At 62.3% G+C, this 17,683-nt stretch carries 15 protein-coding genes; 8 read left to right on the top strand and 7 right to left on the bottom strand.

Features of this window, described 5'->3' with window-relative positions; translation table 11 throughout:
* The first annotated feature begins 246 nt into the window (after window positions 1–246).
* The 3 genes from MEMAR_RS12925 to MEMAR_RS04460 all read left to right on the top strand — a co-directional run bounded on the left by MEMAR_RS12925 (window position 247) and on the right by MEMAR_RS04460 (window position 4,850).
* A complete protein-coding gene (locus tag MEMAR_RS12925) occupies window positions 247–2,745 on the top strand; it encodes a PAS domain S-box protein (protein ID WP_052291853.1) in 2,499 nt (832 codons plus the stop codon).
* Between the two features lie 58 nt (window positions 2,746–2,803).
* Window positions 2,804–3,238 (top strand): hypothetical protein, encoded by a 435-nt coding sequence (locus MEMAR_RS04465; protein WP_048063749.1) that lies wholly within the window; start codon window positions 2,804–2,806, stop codon window positions 3,236–3,238.
* Between the two features lie 118 nt (window positions 3,239–3,356).
* Window positions 3,357–4,850 (top strand): DHA2 family efflux MFS transporter permease subunit, encoded by a 1,494-nt coding sequence (locus tag MEMAR_RS04460; RefSeq protein ID WP_011843754.1) that lies wholly within the window; start codon window positions 3,357–3,359, stop codon window positions 4,848–4,850.
* Between the two features lie 66 nt (window positions 4,851–4,916).
* On the opposite strand, the gene MEMAR_RS04455 is transcribed toward MEMAR_RS04460, so the two are convergent.
* Entirely contained in the window at window positions 4,917–6,350 is a 1,434-nt protein-coding gene (locus MEMAR_RS04455; protein ID WP_048063748.1) for a PKD domain-containing protein, read from the bottom strand.
* A 399-nt stretch (window positions 6,351–6,749) separates the two neighbouring features.
* Window positions 6,750–8,243, bottom strand: a complete 1,494-nt coding sequence (locus tag MEMAR_RS04450) for a potassium/proton antiporter (protein ID WP_011843752.1) — start codon at window positions 8,241–8,243, stop codon at window positions 6,750–6,752.
* Between the two features lie 253 nt (window positions 8,244–8,496).
* Here MEMAR_RS04450 and MEMAR_RS04445 point away from each other — a divergent pair, with 253 nt between their 5' ends.
* Window positions 8,497–9,555 carry an AI-2E family transporter gene (locus MEMAR_RS04445; RefSeq protein WP_245526650.1) on the top strand — a complete coding sequence of 353 codons (1,059 nt, stop codon included), beginning with the start codon at window positions 8,497–8,499 and terminating at the stop codon, window positions 9,553–9,555.
* Window positions 9,556–9,641: 86 nt separating this feature from the next.
* Complete coding sequence (locus MEMAR_RS04440; RefSeq protein WP_011843750.1) at window positions 9,642–9,908, top strand: hypothetical protein; 267 nt, start codon at window positions 9,642–9,644, stop codon at window positions 9,906–9,908.
* A 65-nt stretch (window positions 9,909–9,973) separates the two neighbouring features.
* Here the strand turns inward: MEMAR_RS04440 and MEMAR_RS04435 are convergent, their stop codons facing one another.
* Both MEMAR_RS04435 and MEMAR_RS04430 read right to left on the bottom strand, forming a co-directional pair.
* Complete coding sequence (locus MEMAR_RS04435; protein ID WP_011843749.1) at window positions 9,974–10,375, bottom strand: cupin domain-containing protein; 402 nt, start codon at window positions 10,373–10,375, stop codon at window positions 9,974–9,976.
* A gap of 305 nt (window positions 10,376–10,680) precedes the next feature.
* Complete coding sequence (locus MEMAR_RS04430; protein ID WP_143706319.1) at window positions 10,681–11,190, bottom strand: DUF7282 domain-containing protein; 510 nt, start codon at window positions 11,188–11,190, stop codon at window positions 10,681–10,683.
* A gap of 358 nt (window positions 11,191–11,548) precedes the next feature.
* Between MEMAR_RS04430 and MEMAR_RS04425 the strand changes: the two genes are divergently transcribed.
* Complete coding sequence (locus tag MEMAR_RS04425; protein ID WP_011843747.1) at window positions 11,549–12,127, top strand: DNA-3-methyladenine glycosylase; 579 nt, start codon at window positions 11,549–11,551, stop codon at window positions 12,125–12,127.
* Here the strand turns inward: MEMAR_RS04425 and MEMAR_RS04420 are convergent.
* The 3 genes from MEMAR_RS04420 to MEMAR_RS04410 all read right to left on the bottom strand — a co-directional run bounded on the left by MEMAR_RS04420 (window position 12,060) and on the right by MEMAR_RS04410 (window position 15,595).
* Window positions 12,060–13,004: an ATP-binding protein gene (locus MEMAR_RS04420; protein WP_011843746.1), complete on the bottom strand. Its 945-nt coding sequence runs from the start codon at window positions 13,002–13,004 to the stop codon at window positions 12,060–12,062. The genes MEMAR_RS04425 and MEMAR_RS04420 overlap by 68 nt on opposite strands.
* Window positions 13,005–13,082: 78 nt before the next feature.
* Entirely contained in the window at window positions 13,083–15,341 is a 2,259-nt protein-coding gene (locus MEMAR_RS04415; protein WP_011843745.1) for an efflux RND transporter permease subunit, read from the bottom strand.
* Window positions 15,338–15,595, bottom strand: a complete 258-nt coding sequence (locus MEMAR_RS04410; RefSeq protein WP_048063746.1) for a hypothetical protein — start codon at window positions 15,593–15,595, stop codon at window positions 15,338–15,340. Before MEMAR_RS04410 ends, MEMAR_RS04415 begins: the two co-directional genes overlap by 4 nt.
* 84 nt (window positions 15,596–15,679) lie before the next feature.
* On the opposite strand from MEMAR_RS04410, the gene MEMAR_RS12440 reads away from it, so the two are divergent.
* Together MEMAR_RS12440 and MEMAR_RS04400 are read left to right on the top strand one after the other, a co-directional pair.
* Window positions 15,680–16,261, top strand: a complete 582-nt coding sequence (locus MEMAR_RS12440) for a TetR/AcrR family transcriptional regulator (protein ID WP_011843743.1) — start codon at window positions 15,680–15,682, stop codon at window positions 16,259–16,261.
* Window positions 16,262–16,330: 69 nt separating this feature from the next.
* Window positions 16,331–17,638 (top strand): condensation domain-containing protein, encoded by a 1,308-nt coding sequence (locus MEMAR_RS04400; RefSeq protein WP_011843742.1) that lies wholly within the window; start codon window positions 16,331–16,333, stop codon window positions 17,636–17,638.
* The last annotated feature ends 45 nt before the right edge of the window (window positions 17,639–17,683 follow it).

Genomic DNA, 17,683 nt, shown 5'->3' with positions numbered 1-17,683 from the left:
GACGCGCCCGTCGTGAGCCTTTGCGGGCACTCAATGCCAAACGTTAATTGCAAACGTATCCCAAAACTCTCCTACGGACAGAATCCTATTCCATTCAAGCGTTCTACTCAGAACATCGCCGGAGCAGCCTGCCATAAAGGCCGGCACCGGGAGCGACAGAGAGGAAAAGCTGCTCCGGGCCGCCGATGCAAGCTCCCCGCGGCACCGGTCCGCTCGACGACACGTCTTCCGAAGGAGGAACAAATTTTGACACGCGATTACGAAGCACTCGAGAAGATGGCCGAAACGACCCAGTACCTGGAGAACCTGATCACCTACGCCAATGCCCCCATCATCGTCTGGGATGCGAGTCTCAGGATCACCAGGTTCAACAACGCCTTCGAACGGTTGACGGGACGGGCCGCGGACGAGGTCATCGGCCGGTCGCCGGAGATCCTCTTCCCCGAAACCCGGCGGGAAGAACTGATGGATCTCATCCGGAAGACGACGGCAGGGGAGCGGTGGGAGACCGTCGAGATTCCCATACTCACGGCGGACGGCAGGATCAGGACGGTTCTCTGGAACTCTGCCGCCGTGTACGGGGACGATCGGAAAACGGTCTCCTCGGTCATCGCCCAGGGCCAGGACATCACCGAGCGCAAACGGGCCGAAGAGGCGCTTAAGAGAGCGCACGACGAGCAGGAGATGCGTGTCAGGGAACGCACCCTCGAGATCCGGGCGGCCAACGAGGCCCTGCAGGCCGAGATCACGGAGCGCACCCGGGCGGAGGAGGCGGTGAAGGCCGAGCGAAAGCGGCTCTACGACGTCCTCGAGATGCTGCCGGTATACGTGGTACTCCTCTCACCGGACTATCACGTGCCTTTCGCAAACCGCTTCTTCCGGGAGCAGTTCGGCGAGTCCGACGGTCGGCGCTGCTTCGATTACCTCTTCTCGCGCTCGGAGCCCTGTGAGAACTGCGAGTCTTACCGCGTCATGAAGACGGGAGCGCCCCACCACTGGGAGTGGACCGGCCCGGACGGCCGCGATTACGATATCTTCGACTTCCCCTTCACCGAAGCGGACGGCTCCCCCCACATCCTGGAGGTCGGCATCGACATCACCAAACGCAAGCGTGCCGAGGAGGCGCTGCAACGGCTGAACGAGACACTTGAAGAGCGCGTGATCGAACGTACGGACGAACTTGCGAAGGCCAATGCCATCCTCAACGCCATCTGCGAGAATACGCCGGCACCCATCTACGTCACCGATCGCCAAAGCCGTCTCGTGATGTGCAACCCCGCTGTGCTTCGGACACTCGGCAGATCGCACCCCGAAGTGCTCGGGAAGTCGAAGGCCGAACTCCTCGGCCCGGAGGTCGGCGGACCCGTCGTAGCCAATGAGCAGCGCGTTATGGAGACCGGGATCACCGAGACCTTCGAGGAAGAGATCGGGCACCGGATCTACTACTCGACCAAGACCCCCCTCAGGAATCTGCAGGGCGACGTCACCGGAGCCATCGCCGTCGGAACGGAGATAACAGAACTGAAGCGGGTTGAAGCACAGAGGCAGAAACTCCTGGAACAGCTGCAGCAGTCGGCCGAAGAGATGGAGGTCCAGAACGAAGAACTGCAGTGCACCACCGAGCAGTTGCAGGAGAAGACCGAGGAACTGGCGCTTCTCAACCGGGCCCTGCAGGAGAGCGAGGAGCACTTCCGTTCTCTCATCGAGAACGCATCCGATATCATCCTCCTCCTCGATATGCAGGGACGCATCACTTACGCGAGTCCTTCGGTGAGGCAGATCGGGGGCTACGAGCCCGACAACCTCATCGGCACGGACGTGCTCGACCTCATACACCCCGAAGACGCCCCAAAGGCCATAGAAGCCGTGAGAACCGGAGTGGCCCGGCCATCTACGAGCCTCACGTTCGAGGTCCGGGTCAGGGATGCTACCGGCCGGTGGATCATCCTCGACGTTACGGGTGCGAGCCTGATCCGGGAGGGGAGCGACCGGCGTTTCATCGTGAACGCACGCGACGTCACCGACCGAAAACACGCCGAGGAGGAGCGCAATAGGCTGATCACCGGTCTCGAGGCGGCGCACCGGGAGGCGAACCTCTACCTCGACATCATCACCCACGACATCAGGAACGCAAACAACGTCTCGAGCATCTACGCCGACCTCATGCTCGAACTGCTCGAAGGGGCCGAGAGAACCTACGCCCGGAAACTCCGCGACAGCATCTCGCGGAGCACCGAGATCCTCATGAACGTCTCGACAATCAGGCGGATTCACGCCTGTTCGACGGGATTCTCGCCGGTCGACCTCAACGCGGTCGTCAGTGAGGAAGCCGGAAACTTCCGTGGAGCATCGATACGCCGGGAGATCCCACCGCTCGAGGTCCAGGCGGACAACCTCCTCTCTACAGTCTTTATGAACCTCATCGGCAACAGCGTCAAGTTCGGCGGACCGGGTGTGGAGATCGTCGTCCGGGCGGAGGAGCGGGACGGAGAAGTGCTGGTGACGGTCGAGGACAACGGGCCCGGCGTGCCCGACGACGTGAAGAAGAAGCTCTTCCACCGGTTCGAGCGGGGGAAGGCCCGGGGAAGGGGCGACGGGCTCGGGCTCTTCATCTGCAGGACGGTTACCGAGCGCTACGGGGGGAGGATCTGGATCGAGGACCGCGTGCCCGGCCGTCCGGAAGAAGGGGCGGCATTCAGGTTCACGCTCAAACCGGCAAAGCGGGATCGAGACCCCGGCTCATGAGCAGAGGGTGTCGCCCGTGGGGATAACTAAATCATCCGCGAGAGCGGATACCCTGTGCATGAACACCGTCGCAGTCGGCGTCTTTTCCCTCACGCTGCTGACAGGAGCGGTCATAGTGGGAGCAGTCGCAATAGGCCTTGCCGCTCCGCTGTACGCCCTGGTGTACCTCGCCGTCGCCGCCCTCCTCGTCGGGACGGTCATCGCAGTCTTCTGCACGAAATGCCCGCTCAGGGGGGAGAAATGCCTCCACGTCCTTCCCGGCAGGCTCGCCGCCCTCCTTCCGGCCCGGCAGGGGAAGTATACGGCCGTCGAGATCGCTGTAGTCGTGGTTGCACTCCTCCTTATCCTCGCTATTCCCCAGTACTGGCTGCTCTCGCAGGTTCCGCTCTTCGCACTCTTCTGGGTGCTTGCCGGCACGGGCGTCTTCCTGATCAACCGCCGCGTCTGCCCGGTCTGCGGCAACAGGTGCTGCCCGTTGCGGCCGAAGGAGTGAGGCGCAGAGACCGAGGGATTTCGCGTCCCTGTGCGCACAATCCTCGCCACCCCATTTGGACATCGGGGGACCGACCCTTTTCCAAAATATCTTAATCCAAACAACAAGCACATTCAGTATGCATCAGCCGGCCGGCAACGCCTCGCGGCAGCAGTATACCCTGCTCATGGTCTCGATCGCCCTTGCGATGTTCATGACGTCGCTTGACGGCACGATCGTGAACATCGCTCTTCCCACCATCTCGACGATCTTCGACCTCCCCTCGACAACGGTCAGCTGGGTTGCAACGGCATACCTGCTGGTTCTGACGGGCTCTATCCTCGTCTTCGGCAAGGTGGCCGACCGGATCGGTTTCAAGACCGTGTTCCTCGCCGGATTCGCCGTCTTTACGGCAGGCTCGTTCTTCTGCGGATTCTTTCCGGAGGTCTTCGACTCGTTCGGGATGCTGATCGCTTCACGGGTTCTCCAGGCGATCGGCGGGGCGATGATCGCCGCCATCGCTCCGGCCCTGGTCGCGGCGTTCCTCCCGATGAAGATGAAAGGGAAGGCGATGGGGGTCGTGACCACGTTCGCGGCGTTCGGGACCGCGGCCGGCCCGATCCTCGGGGGCATCCTGACGCAGTACCTCTCCTGGAACTGGATCTTCTATATCAACGTCCCCGTGGGCGCCGCGGCCATCCTGCTCGGCTCCTATGCCATACCGGCAGGCGTCACGGCGTCCGGCACGCCCTCGCCGTTCGACCGGCTCGGCGCGGTTCTGATCTTCGCCGGGCTCGGATCGCTCATATATGCCGTCAGCCAGGGTTCCGCGCTCGGGTGGACCGACCCGACGATCCTTGCGGCACTCGCGGCTGCCGTTATCGCGCTCGGCTACCTCGTCCTCCACGAACGGAGGACGGCCGACCCGCTGCTCGACTTCCGGCTCTTTAGCAACCGCAACTTCCTCTATGTCAACCTCATGCTCGCCCTCGCCTACTTCCTCATGGGCGGCGTCAACTACCTCCTCCCGTTCTTCCTCGAACTGGTGAAGGGCTTCGACCCCTCGACCTCCGGGCTCGTTCTCACCGCGCTCTCGTTCGCCATGATGGCAAGCGGCTTCCTCTCCGGGATGCTCATAAACCGTGTCGGGAACCGGAGACTCTGTATCGCCGGCGCACTCGTCATCTCCGCCGGCTACCTGATGTTCCGGTTCTTCTCGGCGGAGAGCACGATATACTACATCAGCGGAGCGCTTGCCGCCGTCGGATTCGGGCTCGGCCTCATGCTCTCGCCCGGCACGAACATGGTGATGAACATGGCACCCCGCGACCGGCAGGGCATGGTATCGAGCCTCATCTCCGTGGAGCGCACCGGCCCGATCACCCTCGGCATCTCCTTCATCAGCATGATCTTCGTCCAGGCGATGCTCACGGTCGCGTCGCACCGCCACGTCACGACGTCGTCCCCGGCGGAGATCAGGATAGACGTGCTTGCCACGGGGTTCGACCTGGTCTTCGTCGCCGTCTTTGCGGTCTCGCTCGCCGTCGTCGCCCTCGCGTTCTTAAGCCGCGACGAGGTTCACGCCGACAACCGCGAAGAGGAGACCTTCGAGGCCGCGGCCGCCGGGGCGTGATCCCCGCCTCGCACATTCCGAGAAGAGATGGGCGGGGTTATTTCCCCCGCCGCTTTTTTTGACGTATCAGAAGACCACAAAGGCCTGGGTCGTCGCCTGGCAGGTGTTGCCGTCGTCGAGCGTCACGGTCAGCGTGACCGTATAGGTTCCTTCCGCCGCATAGTCATGGGTGACGTCCTGGCCGCTACCGGTCGTTCCGTCACCGAAGTCCCATGACCAGCCGGTCACGGAGCAGTCGCCCTGGATATCGGCCTCCCCATGGAACGAGTTCCCGCTGGTCGTGATGCTTGCCGAGCAGGAGCAGGGCTCCGGAGGAGCGGTCACCGTGACATCCGTCGTCGCCTGGCAGGTGTTGCCGTCGTCGAGCGTTGCGACCAGCGTAACCGTGTAGGTTCCCGCCGCGGCGTAGGCGTGGCTCGCGGTCTCGCCTTCACCGGTCGCCCCGTCGCCGAAGTCCCACGCCCAGCCGGTCACGGAGCAGTCCCCGTCGACCTCAGCCGAACCGGTAAAGGCAACCGGCTGCTCCGGTTCGACCTGGTCGCGGTCTGTCGCGATGCTTGCCGTGCAGGAGCAGTTCTCCTCCGGCAGCGGTGCGATGGTGACGTCACTTGAGGTGTTGCATGCCGTACCGTCGTCGAGGGTCACGTTCAGCCCGACCGTGTAGGTTCCTGCCGCATCATAGGCGTGGCTCGCGGTTCCGCCCTCGCCGGTTGCGCCGTCGCCGAAGTTCCAGGCCCACGACTCGATCCCGCAGTCGCCCAGGACCGTGGTCTGGTCGGTGAAGTCGATCGTCTCGTTGACGGCAGGGCTCTGCGGGCTCCAGGTGAAGTCCGCCGTACAGGAGCAGTTATCGGCAAGCGGCGAGACCGTGACGTTCTCGGACGCATTGCATACCGTGCCGTCGTCGAGGGTCACGTTCAGCCTGACCGGGTAGGTTCCTTCCGACGTGTAATTGTGGGTGACGTCCTGGCCGCTGGCGGTTGCGCCGTCGCCGAAACTCCAGGCCCATGTCCGGACGCTGCAGTCTCCGTCGACCGTGGCATTCCCGGTGAAGTTAACCGTAGCGTTGACGGCAGGGCTCTGCGGGCTCCAGGTGAAGTCCGCCGTGCAGGAGCAGTTGCCGGGCCCGGGCCCGGGTGTCGGGGTGGTGGTCGTCGTGGTGGTTGGGAAACAGACCACTCCCGCGGGACAGCCCGGCCGCCCCTGGTCGGGGCCGGTGCAGACCTGATAGGCTGCATCGTCTCCGTGGAGTTTGAGGAGAACGAGGTCCCACGCCCCGGTGGAGTTGTCGTACCAGGCAACGAGATCGCAGGATATCGTGGGGTTCATCTGGTCGTAGGAATCGTTCGTGAGCTGGTACTCCCTGCCCGAGGTGTGGTTGAACAGGAAGATGTCCCAGTTACCGTTCCTATAATCGCTATAGACAATCCGACTGCCGGATATATCCGCGTGTGAGAGATTGTTCGGATAAATTTCAAGCGGCTCGGAGAGGCCGGGCATGCCCGGCTCGCCGCTCGTAAAAGTTCCGGACTGAGGAGCTGCAGTGGCGATCACGGCAATCGAGATGACCGCCACAATGAAAACTATCAGATAGGTTCCAGGTACTCGAGGTTTTTTCATACAATCCCCGGGTGGAGTAAACGACACATTATATATAAATATTATTATAAAACCATTGTATGTCAGGTTGCACCGGGCGGATCTCGGGGAAAAACCCGGGAAACCAGAAGTCGGGACTGTCCGGTGACCGGCCGGATCCCTCCGGGGATACCCTCGCGGGAGTACGGCGATAACCTCGCCCCACCAGTGCCCCCTCAAAGATTCCGCCACAGAACAGATGCAGTGCAGGCGAAGGGGTTCCGTCCGGTTCCGGGCGGCGTTTGCGCCCCCCACGCGGCATCAGGCATCAGGGCCGGGAACGTCCTCCGGCTCCTCTCTGCAGAGAAGCCTGGTGCGGACGGTGTCCGCAAGGTCCCCGGTCGTCAGGAAGAGAAGCGTATCTCCGGCCTCGATGACGGTGCTGCCGCCCGGGACAAACCGTTCGTCTCCTTTCTGCATCAGGATGATGAGGGCGCCCTTCGGCAACCCGAGGTCGACGACCTGTTTTCCCACCGCCGAGGCGTCCGGAGGGATGACCAGTTCGAGCAGCTCGCTCGGGGTATCGGGGTTCACGTCGAACTCCCGGGAGAGTTTGCGCGTCTCCTCGAGCGGGGCGGCGAGGCCGAGCCAACGGGCGACGGAGGGGATCGACGTCCCGTGAACCAGCGCCGAGACGAGGACGATGAAGAAGACGAGGTTGAAGATCGCCTCTGCGTTCGGCACACCCGCAACAAGCGGATAGGTCGCGAGGATGATCGGGACGGCTCCCCGCAGCCCCACCCAGGAGATCAGGGCCTTCTCTCTGATCGGCATCTTCCAGGGGAGCAGCGTGATCATGACGGCGACCGGCCGTGCGACCAGGAGCAGGAAGAGGGCTGCGAGAATACCGGGAACGGCCACCGGCAGGAGAGACGAGGGGAAGACGAGCAGGCCGAGCGCAAGGAACATCACGATCTGCATCAGCCACGCGATCCCGTCGTGGAACCGGATCAGGCTCTTTTTATGAAGGACGATGCTGTTGCCCATGATCAGCCCGGCTATGTAAACCGCGAGGAATCCGTTTCCTCCGAGGGTGGCGGTCAGGCCGTAGGTCAGCAGCACCATCGTGAGGCTGAGCACCGGATACAACCCCTCGAACTCCAGCTTGAGACGGTTGATGAGGAAAACGACGGCATGCCCCATCCCGTAGCCGAACAGGCCCCCGACCGCCATCTGCTGCACGAACATCGGGACGACGGCGAGTAGCGACGTGCCCGGGATAAGGATCACGCCGATGATACCGATGGTGAGAAGGACGGCCACGGGATCGTTGCTCCCCGACTCAAGCTCGAGCAGCGGCCGCAGGTTTCCCTGGAGGCGTGCCCTTGCCGTCCGCAGAACCGAAAAGACCGCCGCAGCATCGGTGGACGCGACGACCGAACCGAGGAGAAGGCCCGTCAGCGGGGAAAAACCGAAGACCAGAACGGCAAACCCGCCGAGCAGGCTTGCGGTCAGAACAACGCCGACCGTGGAGAGGGCGATGCCCGGCCAGAGGATAGGCTGGATCTGCTCCCACCGGGTGTCGAGACCGCCGGAGAAGAGGATGTATGCAAGTGCAACAATCCCGATGATCTGCGCAATCGCAGGGTCGTCGAACGGAATGCCGCCCGGACCCTCGGAACCCGCGAGCATCCCGACGACGAGGAAGATGAGAAGTGCAGGGACGCCGAGCCGCTCTGAAAACTTGTTTGCAACGATGCTGATCAGGAAGAGCAACGCTATGCCGACGAGCATGAGTTCGAGGGTGAGTATCATCAGTGCATACGAATTGTGCTTACGGTGCCTTAATATTGACTCTTCGATCGTTCGAGCGGATATTCTTGTGCATTCTGTCCTCCGGGCTCGCCAGGCGACAGCATCGTCTTCAGTACGCCGACGGATGAGGAAATGAACGCCATGGACGGATCTCCACCGCTCTCGTCGGCTCCGCAGTGTTTCGCGGGATTGATATAGTTTCCGTTAAAACACGTCACTCAGGATGACAGAAACCCCGGTTTTTCCCAGGCACGTGAGCACCATACTTCTGCTGACGGCAGTAGTATTTCTCATCATAGGAATCCAGGCGATCGCATATATCATCACCATCATCGCCGTATCGATGATCCTCGCCATGATCGTGTATCCCGCGGCGAAAGCCCTCCAGTCGAGGGGACTGCCCGAGGGCGCCGCCGTCGGTGTGGTCACCATTATCGCCTGCCTTGCCGTCCTGCTGATGTGCTACCTCGTCTTCTTCTCGTTCGAGAACCTGGTCTCGGCCATCCCCCTCTACCAGCAGGAGTTGACCGCCAGATTATCGGAGGTCCTCGCCCACCTGGACAGGTACGGGATCGACACGGGTTCGTTCTCACCGTCTTCGGTGAACCTGCAGGGATTCGCGGGGTTCCTCTCTTCATCAGCCATCAGTATCGCGGATCTCCTGCTATACCTCTTCTTCATAGCGGTAACGACAATATTCATGCTCCTTGAGGCGCCGCGGATGCCCGGGCGCATACGGAAGGTGACAGGGAACAGACCCGAGACCGTCGAGGCGTTCTCCCGCATGAGCAGGTTCCTGATCGACTTCGTCATCGTCAGGACCGAGGCAAACCTCGTCCACGGCTTCCTCTTCGGCGCGTTCCTCTGGGTCATGGGGGTGCACGCGGCAGTACTCTGGGGGATACTGACGTTTCTCCTCTCCTACATCCCCTACATCGGCCTGGTCGTCGCGGCACTCCCGGCGATCTTCTTTGCCTGGCTGCAGTTCGGGATCTGGGGCGCGGTCGCGGTGATTGCAGCCGTCGCGATCTTGAATGCGCTGGTGGAGAACCCGATCTTCGCGCACTTTGCATCGAGGCGTTTCGACATCCCCGCCCTCGTGGTCGTTCTCTCGGTCATCTTCTGGGGATGGGCGCTCGGCATTGCCGGAATGATCTTTGCCGTTCCGCTCACCCTCATCGTCCTGATGATCTTCCAGTTCAGCGACGACTGGGCATGGGTGAACACGCTTCTCGGCGTCGACCACCTCTTTACAGGAGAGCGAACGCCCCCTGTGGAAACCCGGGAAACCGACGCGCCACCGGTCGAGTAGGGAAAGAAAACCCGCTCATCTTTTCCCCGTTGCCGTGCCGGAAGGTTGATGCCCTCGTCCCGCGCCATCTTGTCCGGGGACAGAAAATGCTGCATACACGCGAGCTCATCCAGAAGATCTGGGATGCACAGGGATACGGGAATCTCGCCGTCTGGGGCGACGGGACGACCGCCGTCATCGCCCCGGGCGAGAACCCGGAGAGAAGCGGAGAAGCGCCGCTTGCGATCTTCAAGCCCATCCCCCTCGTGGCGGGTTTTCCCATGCTCGACTTCGCCACCCACGACACCGCCCTCCTGGAGCATATCGAGGGAACGATCCGGGAGGCGGGCGGCGAGATCGAGCGGGAGGACTGAAGGCATCCTGGCCTTTAACCGTAACTACAAAAAAGAGATCCGGTTTTAGAGCGATTCTGAGAGAATCACTCCGTCGTCTTCCCGTCGAAGTGCTCTTCGTCCCCCATGGCCTCTGCGCGGGTCTTGTGCACGACCTTGTCCCGGTGCTCCGGCGGAGAGTAGATCGTGTAGAGTTTGAGGTCGGCGGTCTTTGAGGTGTTTATCACGTTGTGGTTCGCGCCGTTCGGCACGATCACGGCGCTGCCGTCCTTGACGGCGTTCTCCACGCCGTCGATCACGACAACTCCTTCCCCTTCCTCGAACCGGAAGAACTGGTCGACGTCGTCATGCACCTCCGCGCCGATCTCCTCACCGGGCTTCAGGCGCATCAGCACGAGCTGGCTGAAATTGCTCGTATAAAGAACCCTTCGGAATTCGGTGTTCTTTACGGTCTCTGTTTCAATATCGATTGCAAATCCTTTCTTCATATCCAAAACCTCCTGATGAGGGGTGCTATAGGGTAGTAACAGTATTCCTTGTGGTCCCCCCGGTATTTAATCGTTAGGTCGCTTCAGTGGGGTCGATGGGAAAAACACCACAGGAGAGAGGCCTGTTGTCAACGGTGGCTTCCGCTTGCGGTGAACTACCCCTCCTGCAGGCGGGAATCCGGAGTCTTCCAGCGATCGGGAGACCGCGTATCACCCGCCGGGCTCTGCGAAGACAACTGTGCCAGGCAGGAGGAGCCTATCCCCCACCGCTCCTCGACACGGATTCCCGCCCACCGGCGGAGCATCTACATCAGCGTCGGATCCCGGGTCTGGTTCCGGATCAGGTCCGGTGTCCGGTTCTGATCCAGCAACCGGGTCTGATTACCGGCAAGTTCCGTCAGGTTGTTGACCGTAAAATTCTCAGCCGTGACGCTGATGTTCGCCGTCACCGGCTGACCGTCGGCCATCTGCGGGCCATCGATAACCGGATACTCAAAGACACCCTCTTGACCGAGATCCTTGTGGAGCTCGGCGGAGAGCCGGTCGATGGCGACGTGAGTATCTATCGTGACCGTGACATTGCTGTTCGTGCCGGGGTCGACCTGTGAGAAACCTATCACCCCTCCGAGATGGCCGAACAGGTTGTTATGGATGACGAGCCACCCGGGACCATCGCTCACGACTTCATCGATGGTGACGTTCGCGACGGTCGCGTTGCCCTCGAGCGTCTGGTTCATCGTTACGTTAATCGTGGGAGTGACATTTTCGTCCACTGAAGGAGTAACGTTCTCTCCCGCCGGAGTCTGGTTATCCATAGGCATTACCTGACCCCAGGCCAGCCCCACGAGAGAGGCCACCAGGAGCACGGCAATAGCCCACCTGAATCCATTCATGCGTTTCTACCTCCATACTGCCAGTCATTTCATCCGACCGCACCACCGCCGGGCTGCCGTCAGGCCGCCTTAGCGCCCCATCCTCCATGGACATTCGAGACGGGTTTTCGCGGTCGTTTGCTGCCCAATCCCCTAAGGGGGGGTGAACGGCATGGGTATGCCAGCCTATATACCTTTGGGCCTGCGGACATACCAACCCCGGGCCCCCAACGCCGGCGACCGTTACCCGGAAATTTGATGGGCTGGCGGAAAGAGACCTTTCAGGGAGAAGAGAACCTCCATGACCCTTCCGGCTGCATTCTACGAACGGGATACCGTAACCGTCGCAAAAGACCTGCTGGGATGCCTGCTCGTCCACCGCGAAGAGGTGACGACGGCGGGCCGGATAGTCGAGGTCGAAGCCTACCTCCGGGGTGACCCGGCGGCCCACTCCTACCGCGGCACGACGAAGAGGAACCGGGTTATGTTCGGCCCGGCAGGCCACGCTTACGTCTACCGGATCTACGGCCTGCACACCTGCGTCAACGTCGTGACGGGGACGGAGGGCGCGGGGGAGGCCGTCCTCGTCCGGGCACTCGAGCCGGTTGTCGGGCTCGACCTGATGCAGGCGCGGCGGGGGACGGACGACCCCCTCTCGCTCGCGAGCGGGCCGGGGAAACTGACGCAGGCACTCGGCATCACCATGGACCTGAACGGAACCTCCCTTCGCGACGGCCCGCTCCAGGTCCGGTCACCCGCGAACCCCCCGGAACTCCAGCCGGAAAATATTGTACAGACGACCCGGGTCGGGATCACGAAGGCGGCGGACCTCCCTCTCCGGTTTTACCTGAAGGGGAGCCGGTACGTCTCACGCCGGTAAGGCCGGGTCCGGGGCCGTGACCCATCCCGGAACCCCGTTGCTGAATCGTCCTCTCCCCCTCCTCCGCGACCCTCCCGCTGATCAGTATGGTATGCTCTTTTACCGGGATCTCCTTTCCCGAGCGTTCCAGCGCCTGATCCACGACGTAGCGCACCCCGCTGCAGCAGGGCACCTCCATGTGCAGGACGGTGATCGAGCGGATCGCATGCCGCGAGAATATTTCCGTGAGTTTCGTGACGTAGCCCTCGACGTCCGAATCCAGTTTCGGGCAGAAGAGGATCACGACCTTATCGCGCAGAAAGTCGCGGTGGAAATCCGCGTATGCAAAAGGAACGCAGTCCCCGGAGACGAGAAGATCCGAATCGTCGAAGTACGAAGCTGCGGGGTTCATGAGTTGCAACTGGACCGGCCATTGCCTCAGTTCCGACTCTATCCGCCCGGCACGTTCAGCCTCCGCAGTCTCCCCTCGCGGAAGGCTCACCGCAGCGGAACCCGGGCATGCCGCACCGCCCCCGGCGGTCTCGTGCTGTGGAACCGGGACAGCATTCTCGTTCAGGTAGTCGACGGCCTCGCGGTACAGCCCCTCCTCCCCGTGGCCGAGGAGGTGCTCGAGATGCGCCCTGATGACCCCTTCTCCCTGCGGTACGATCTTTTCCATCACCGCCCGCTCGTCATACGGCCCGGCCTCCCGTTCGACGACGCAGATCGCCCCCTCCGGGCACGTCCCGATACAGGCGCCGAGTCCGTCGCAGAAGAGGTCGCTCACGAGCCTTGCCTTCCCGTCGATGATCTGAAGCGCTCCTTCCGGGCAGTCGGGTATGCAGAGCCCGCACCCGGTGCATTTCTCCTCGTCGATATCGATGATCTTTCGCTTCATTCTGGGTCTCCTGCATCCACCTCCTGGCCGCTTATCAACCAAATAGATTTGCAGCCGGGGGATGGGAGGCAGGCCGGGCTATGTTTCGGCCGCGGCCCCGCTCCGGTGCCCGGAAGGCTCCGGAGCCCTGCGCAGCACCAGGGCGACGACCGCGGGCATGACGATGATGCCGCCGACGAGCGAGAAGAATATCGTGATCACGGTCGTCTGCCCGAACCCCGAGACGAGAGAGAACGAAGACGCGAGCATGGACGAGAACCCGAATATCGTCGTCAGCCCGGATATGGTGATGGGGATCCCGATCCTCGTCACACCTTCGCGTATGGCCTCATAGAGTTCCAGGCCTCTCCCCATCTCCTCCCTGCACCGCTCGAGGATCAGGATCGTATAGTCCATCGCAAGGCCGATGGTCATCGAACCGAGACACGCCGTGAGCGGGGTATACGCGATATCGAGGGCATACATGATCAGGTTGTTCCACCCGATGATCATGACGACAGGAAGGAGCGGCGCCAGGGAGTCGAACCGGCGGTATACGACGACCATGAAGATGGCGATCAGGAGGAGGCCGAGGACGGTCATCCGGTTTTTTGAGAGGACGATCCCGTCGTAGAGGTCGCCGTATACCGTCGATCTGCCCGTGGGCTGAATATCCAGTCCTGCCGGCGGTTCGAGCCAGACGACGTCGCTCCTGAGCCGGTCGATGAGGGCGCTCACCGCATCCATCTCCATATCGACCGTCGCGAACTCGATCACCGTCTCCGAATTGCCTGACAGGTATGCATCGCGGACTTCGGCGGGGATACGCGCGACGACCGCGTCGATCTCGGTTGCGGATCCGGGGAGCGACCCGCCGTTATACTCCCGGATAAGGGTGGCGATGCCGGTATGGGCGGTGATCTCGTCCCGACGCTCCGTCTCATACGTTCCAAACGCGTCGATCCATTCGAGAATCTCCGGATCGAGGATATCGCTCCCCCTGATCATCACCGGCACGGTCGACGTCCCCCCGATCGCCCGCTCCACCTTTTCGAGGGTGACCCGTGCAGGCATGGTCTCGGGGACGAAGGACTGCTGGTCGACGTTGATTCCGATCCTGTCGTCGTACTGCATGCCAGCAACGGCGACGAGCGCAAAGAGGAGAATGACAGGAACCGGATGTTTTGCCACCCTGACAGCCAGACCGCCGAGGAACCGGCTGTAGCCCGCGAGTGCTCCCGTTTCCGGAGCGTCCGCCGGCCCCTGCCGGCCCCCTGCCCGCTTCCCGTAGCCGAAGATGGCAAAGAAAGCAGGAACGATGATGATCGCGAGCAGGAAACACGAGACGACGCCGATCAGGCAGGCGGTCCCGAAGTCCCGGATCATCGGGACCGGAGAGAAGAGAAGGGCCAGAAAGCCAAGAGCAGTCGTGCACATCGCGACCAGGTGGACGGAACCGGCGTGAGAGAGCGTGGCGACGATTGCGTCGTGCAAGCTTCTGTCCCGGATCTCTTCGTGGAGTCGCGACTGGAGTTGCACCCCGTAATCGATCCCGAGACCGATGATCACGGGAAACGATCCGATGACCGGCGAAGTCACCCGGAGATCGAAGAACCCGAGAGTGCCGAACGTCAGGAACACCCCGCAGAGGATGATCCCCACGGGAAGGAAGCGGTGGCGGACATGGTTGAAAAGCAGTCCGATTGCCGCGACCATCAGGACGAGCGCAATTGCTATCAGCATGCCCATCTCCCGGCTCATGGCCTCCCGCATCTCTCTGTCGAATACGGGATCGCCGGAGATTGAGACGGTCACCCCGGGAGGCGGGGCCGAGATCGAGACGATGGTTTCAAGGGTGTCGAGAACCCGGCTTCTGGCGTCGTCGGAGAGGTCCGGCTCGAGGGTGACGAAGAGGAGCGTCATCGTCCCCAAAGGCACGTAACGTGCCCGGGCCTCCTGCGGGAGGCGGGAGATCGTTTCGACGACTTCAGCCTCCGTCCCGGGGATACGACCTCCGTTCACCGATCGTATCGCCGCGGGAAGCGACCTTGTCCCGGTCACGTAGCGTTCGTCGGCGATATCCGCACCGAGGGTGTCGACGTAACGTAGAAGAGCTGGGTCCCGCACGTTGTCCGACTCGACGATCAGGAAGACCAGATCCGTCCCGAATTCCCGTGTATAACCGTCAAGCAGTATCCCTTCGGGAGAGTCCGTATCGACGAATGTCTCGATACCCGTCTCCATCCGGATTGAGGAAGCGCCGTACGCCGAGAAGACCAGAAGCGAGACAACCAGGCCGGCGACAAGATACGGGCGGGCGGCGATGAATCTGCCGAGATGCGAGAACACCGCCTTCATCGCTCGTCCGCCCGCTCGACCGCCCGGTGCAGCAGTTCGACGACGGCGCACAGGAGCGCGGGCGGCCTGCCGCCGCTCTCCTCCCATACGGCCGAGGTAAGGTAATCGTTCTCCGGAGAGACGAGGCACTCGAAGAACCCTATCCCGCAGTATTCCCGGACCAGGGCCTCGAAGAGCACGAGATCGCCGTTCTCGTCCGAAGACTCCTTACGGCAGGCATCCGGGTCCTGCCGCGGGCCCCAGTATTCTGACACCAGAGTAATTGTTTTTGACACTTGTGTCACTATTCAGAATACGGATCGATCGTATATAAGATTACTGACACACGTGTTAGTATCATGCCGAAGGTCGTGCCCGAGTATAAAGACGAAGCGAGGCGCAGGATCATCGAGGCCGCGATAGCCGAGGTGGACGAGAAAGGGTTCTCCAACCTGAAGATGGAGGACGTCGCCGCCAGGCTCGGCATCTCGCGTGCGACGCTCTATCTCTACGTCAAGAGCAGGGACGACCTGATCTCTTCCGCCCTCGCCTACATCCGGTCCCGGCTCTCGGAGAACCTGCATGATGCCTGCTCAGAAAATACGCCCGAGGACATGTTCTCCGCGATCTTTGATCGCGTTATCTACCCCGAAGACGAAACGGGAATGAAAGCGATCATCGAACTCTTCGCCGGTGCCGTGCGAGACGACTCCCTCCGTGATGCTGTCGGGAAGAATTACCGGGCCATCCACGATCTCCTCACTGCGGTTCTCGAAGAAGAAAAAGCCGCAGGAAACCTCTCCAGCGACCTCGATACGGACCTCTCTGCAAGGATCATCATCTCCGTCATTCTCGGGATCAGGATGGGATCGGCGGCAGGACTCGAACGGGACGAGGCGCACCGGATCTGGGAGGCCGCCGTCCGGAGGGTACTGGAGTAGCACGGTCGCTCCCGCACGAGAGAGTGCTGAATAAGAAAGCAGTTATCCCACAACCGGGAGATGGTTAAGATGATGTCTGCCCCGCCAATCCGCCATCCCGCGCCGGCCTTCGACGTCTTCAACGTCTACTTCGAGCGCATCTACGATCCGACGATGCACGTCGTCTTCACGCTCGACGGTGAAGTCGACGCGGGGGCCATGAGGGCGGCGACGATGAGGCTCGTTGCGTCCGATCCCTACCTCCGGTCGAGGTTCGCGGAGGTTGACGGACAGCCGGTCTGGGAAGAGATCCCGGAGGAACGGTGGGACGGGGCATTCGTCCTCGTCCCGGCCGGCGGGGACGAGCCCCTCCACGCGCCACCGGCGCCGCTCGACGTCCGCTCCGGGCCGCAGGTGCGGGTCAACCTCTACCGGAGGGAAGAGGGGGATACCGTGGCCGTCACCTGCCACCACGGCTTCTGCGACGCCACCGGCGCCCTCACCCTTGCCCGGGACCTCTTTGCGGCCTACCGGGGAATCGCGGACGACCCGGACTTCCGGCCGGCCCCCCGCGCCCCTTACGAGCGGAGCACGGACAGGGTTCTTGCGCTCTATTCCGATGAAGAGCGGCGGCAGGCGCTCGCGGAGGAGGAACCATTCATCGACCGGTGGCGCTTCCCAAGCGAGCAAACCGGGAGGGGAACGCCCCGGGTGGCCTCCCGGACGCTTTCCCCCGAACGACTCGGGCGCATAAAGGCGTTCGGGAAGGAGCACGGGGCCACAGTGAACGACGTCCTTATCGGTGCGTTCTTCCTTGCGTTCCAGAAGATCCGGGGCGAACACGCTGACCGGGAGGAGCCCCGGTCGCTCCTGACCTCGGCCGACCTGCGGAGGAGGTATCCCGGCCTCTACGAGGACGCTCCGCTCACGAACCTCTCCATCGCCTACGAGGTCACCCTCTCCTCCGGGGAGGGGGGCCGGCTCGAGGATATCATCGGCCGGGTGACGGCGATAACGGCCCGCCGGAAGGTGGGAAGTCCCGGCATTGCGGCCATCCTCTTCTACGAGGAGATCATGGCGGGCGGGATGCCGGCGGTGCGGACGTTCTTCGACGGGATGATCGAGCGCTACCGCACGTCCGGCAACAAGAACCCGGTCTTCTCGAATCTCGGTGTCTTCGACCCCGGCGATTACCTCCCCATCCCCGGAAAGGGCGGTGCGGCGCTCGATATCCAGGACATCCAGTACCACCCCTGCACCTGCTGGCCGTACGGGTTTTTGCTGATCGCCTCCACCTTCCGCGACCGCCTGACCCTCGCGACAGCGTATGAGGAAGGCCCCTACTCGACGGCCGTCGTGGAGCGGTTCCTCGAGTATGCGGACGGGTATCTGCCGTGAGGCGAAGGTGCTGGATTGCCGAACAGACCGCGAAACCTATCGTCT

Origin of the sequence: Methanoculleus marisnigri JR1, from assembly GCF_000015825.1 — an archaeon.
GTDB classification, from domain to species: domain Archaea; phylum Halobacteriota; class Methanomicrobia; order Methanomicrobiales; family Methanoculleaceae; genus Methanoculleus; species Methanoculleus marisnigri.
This window is presented reverse-complemented; position numbering and strand designations above follow the sequence as displayed.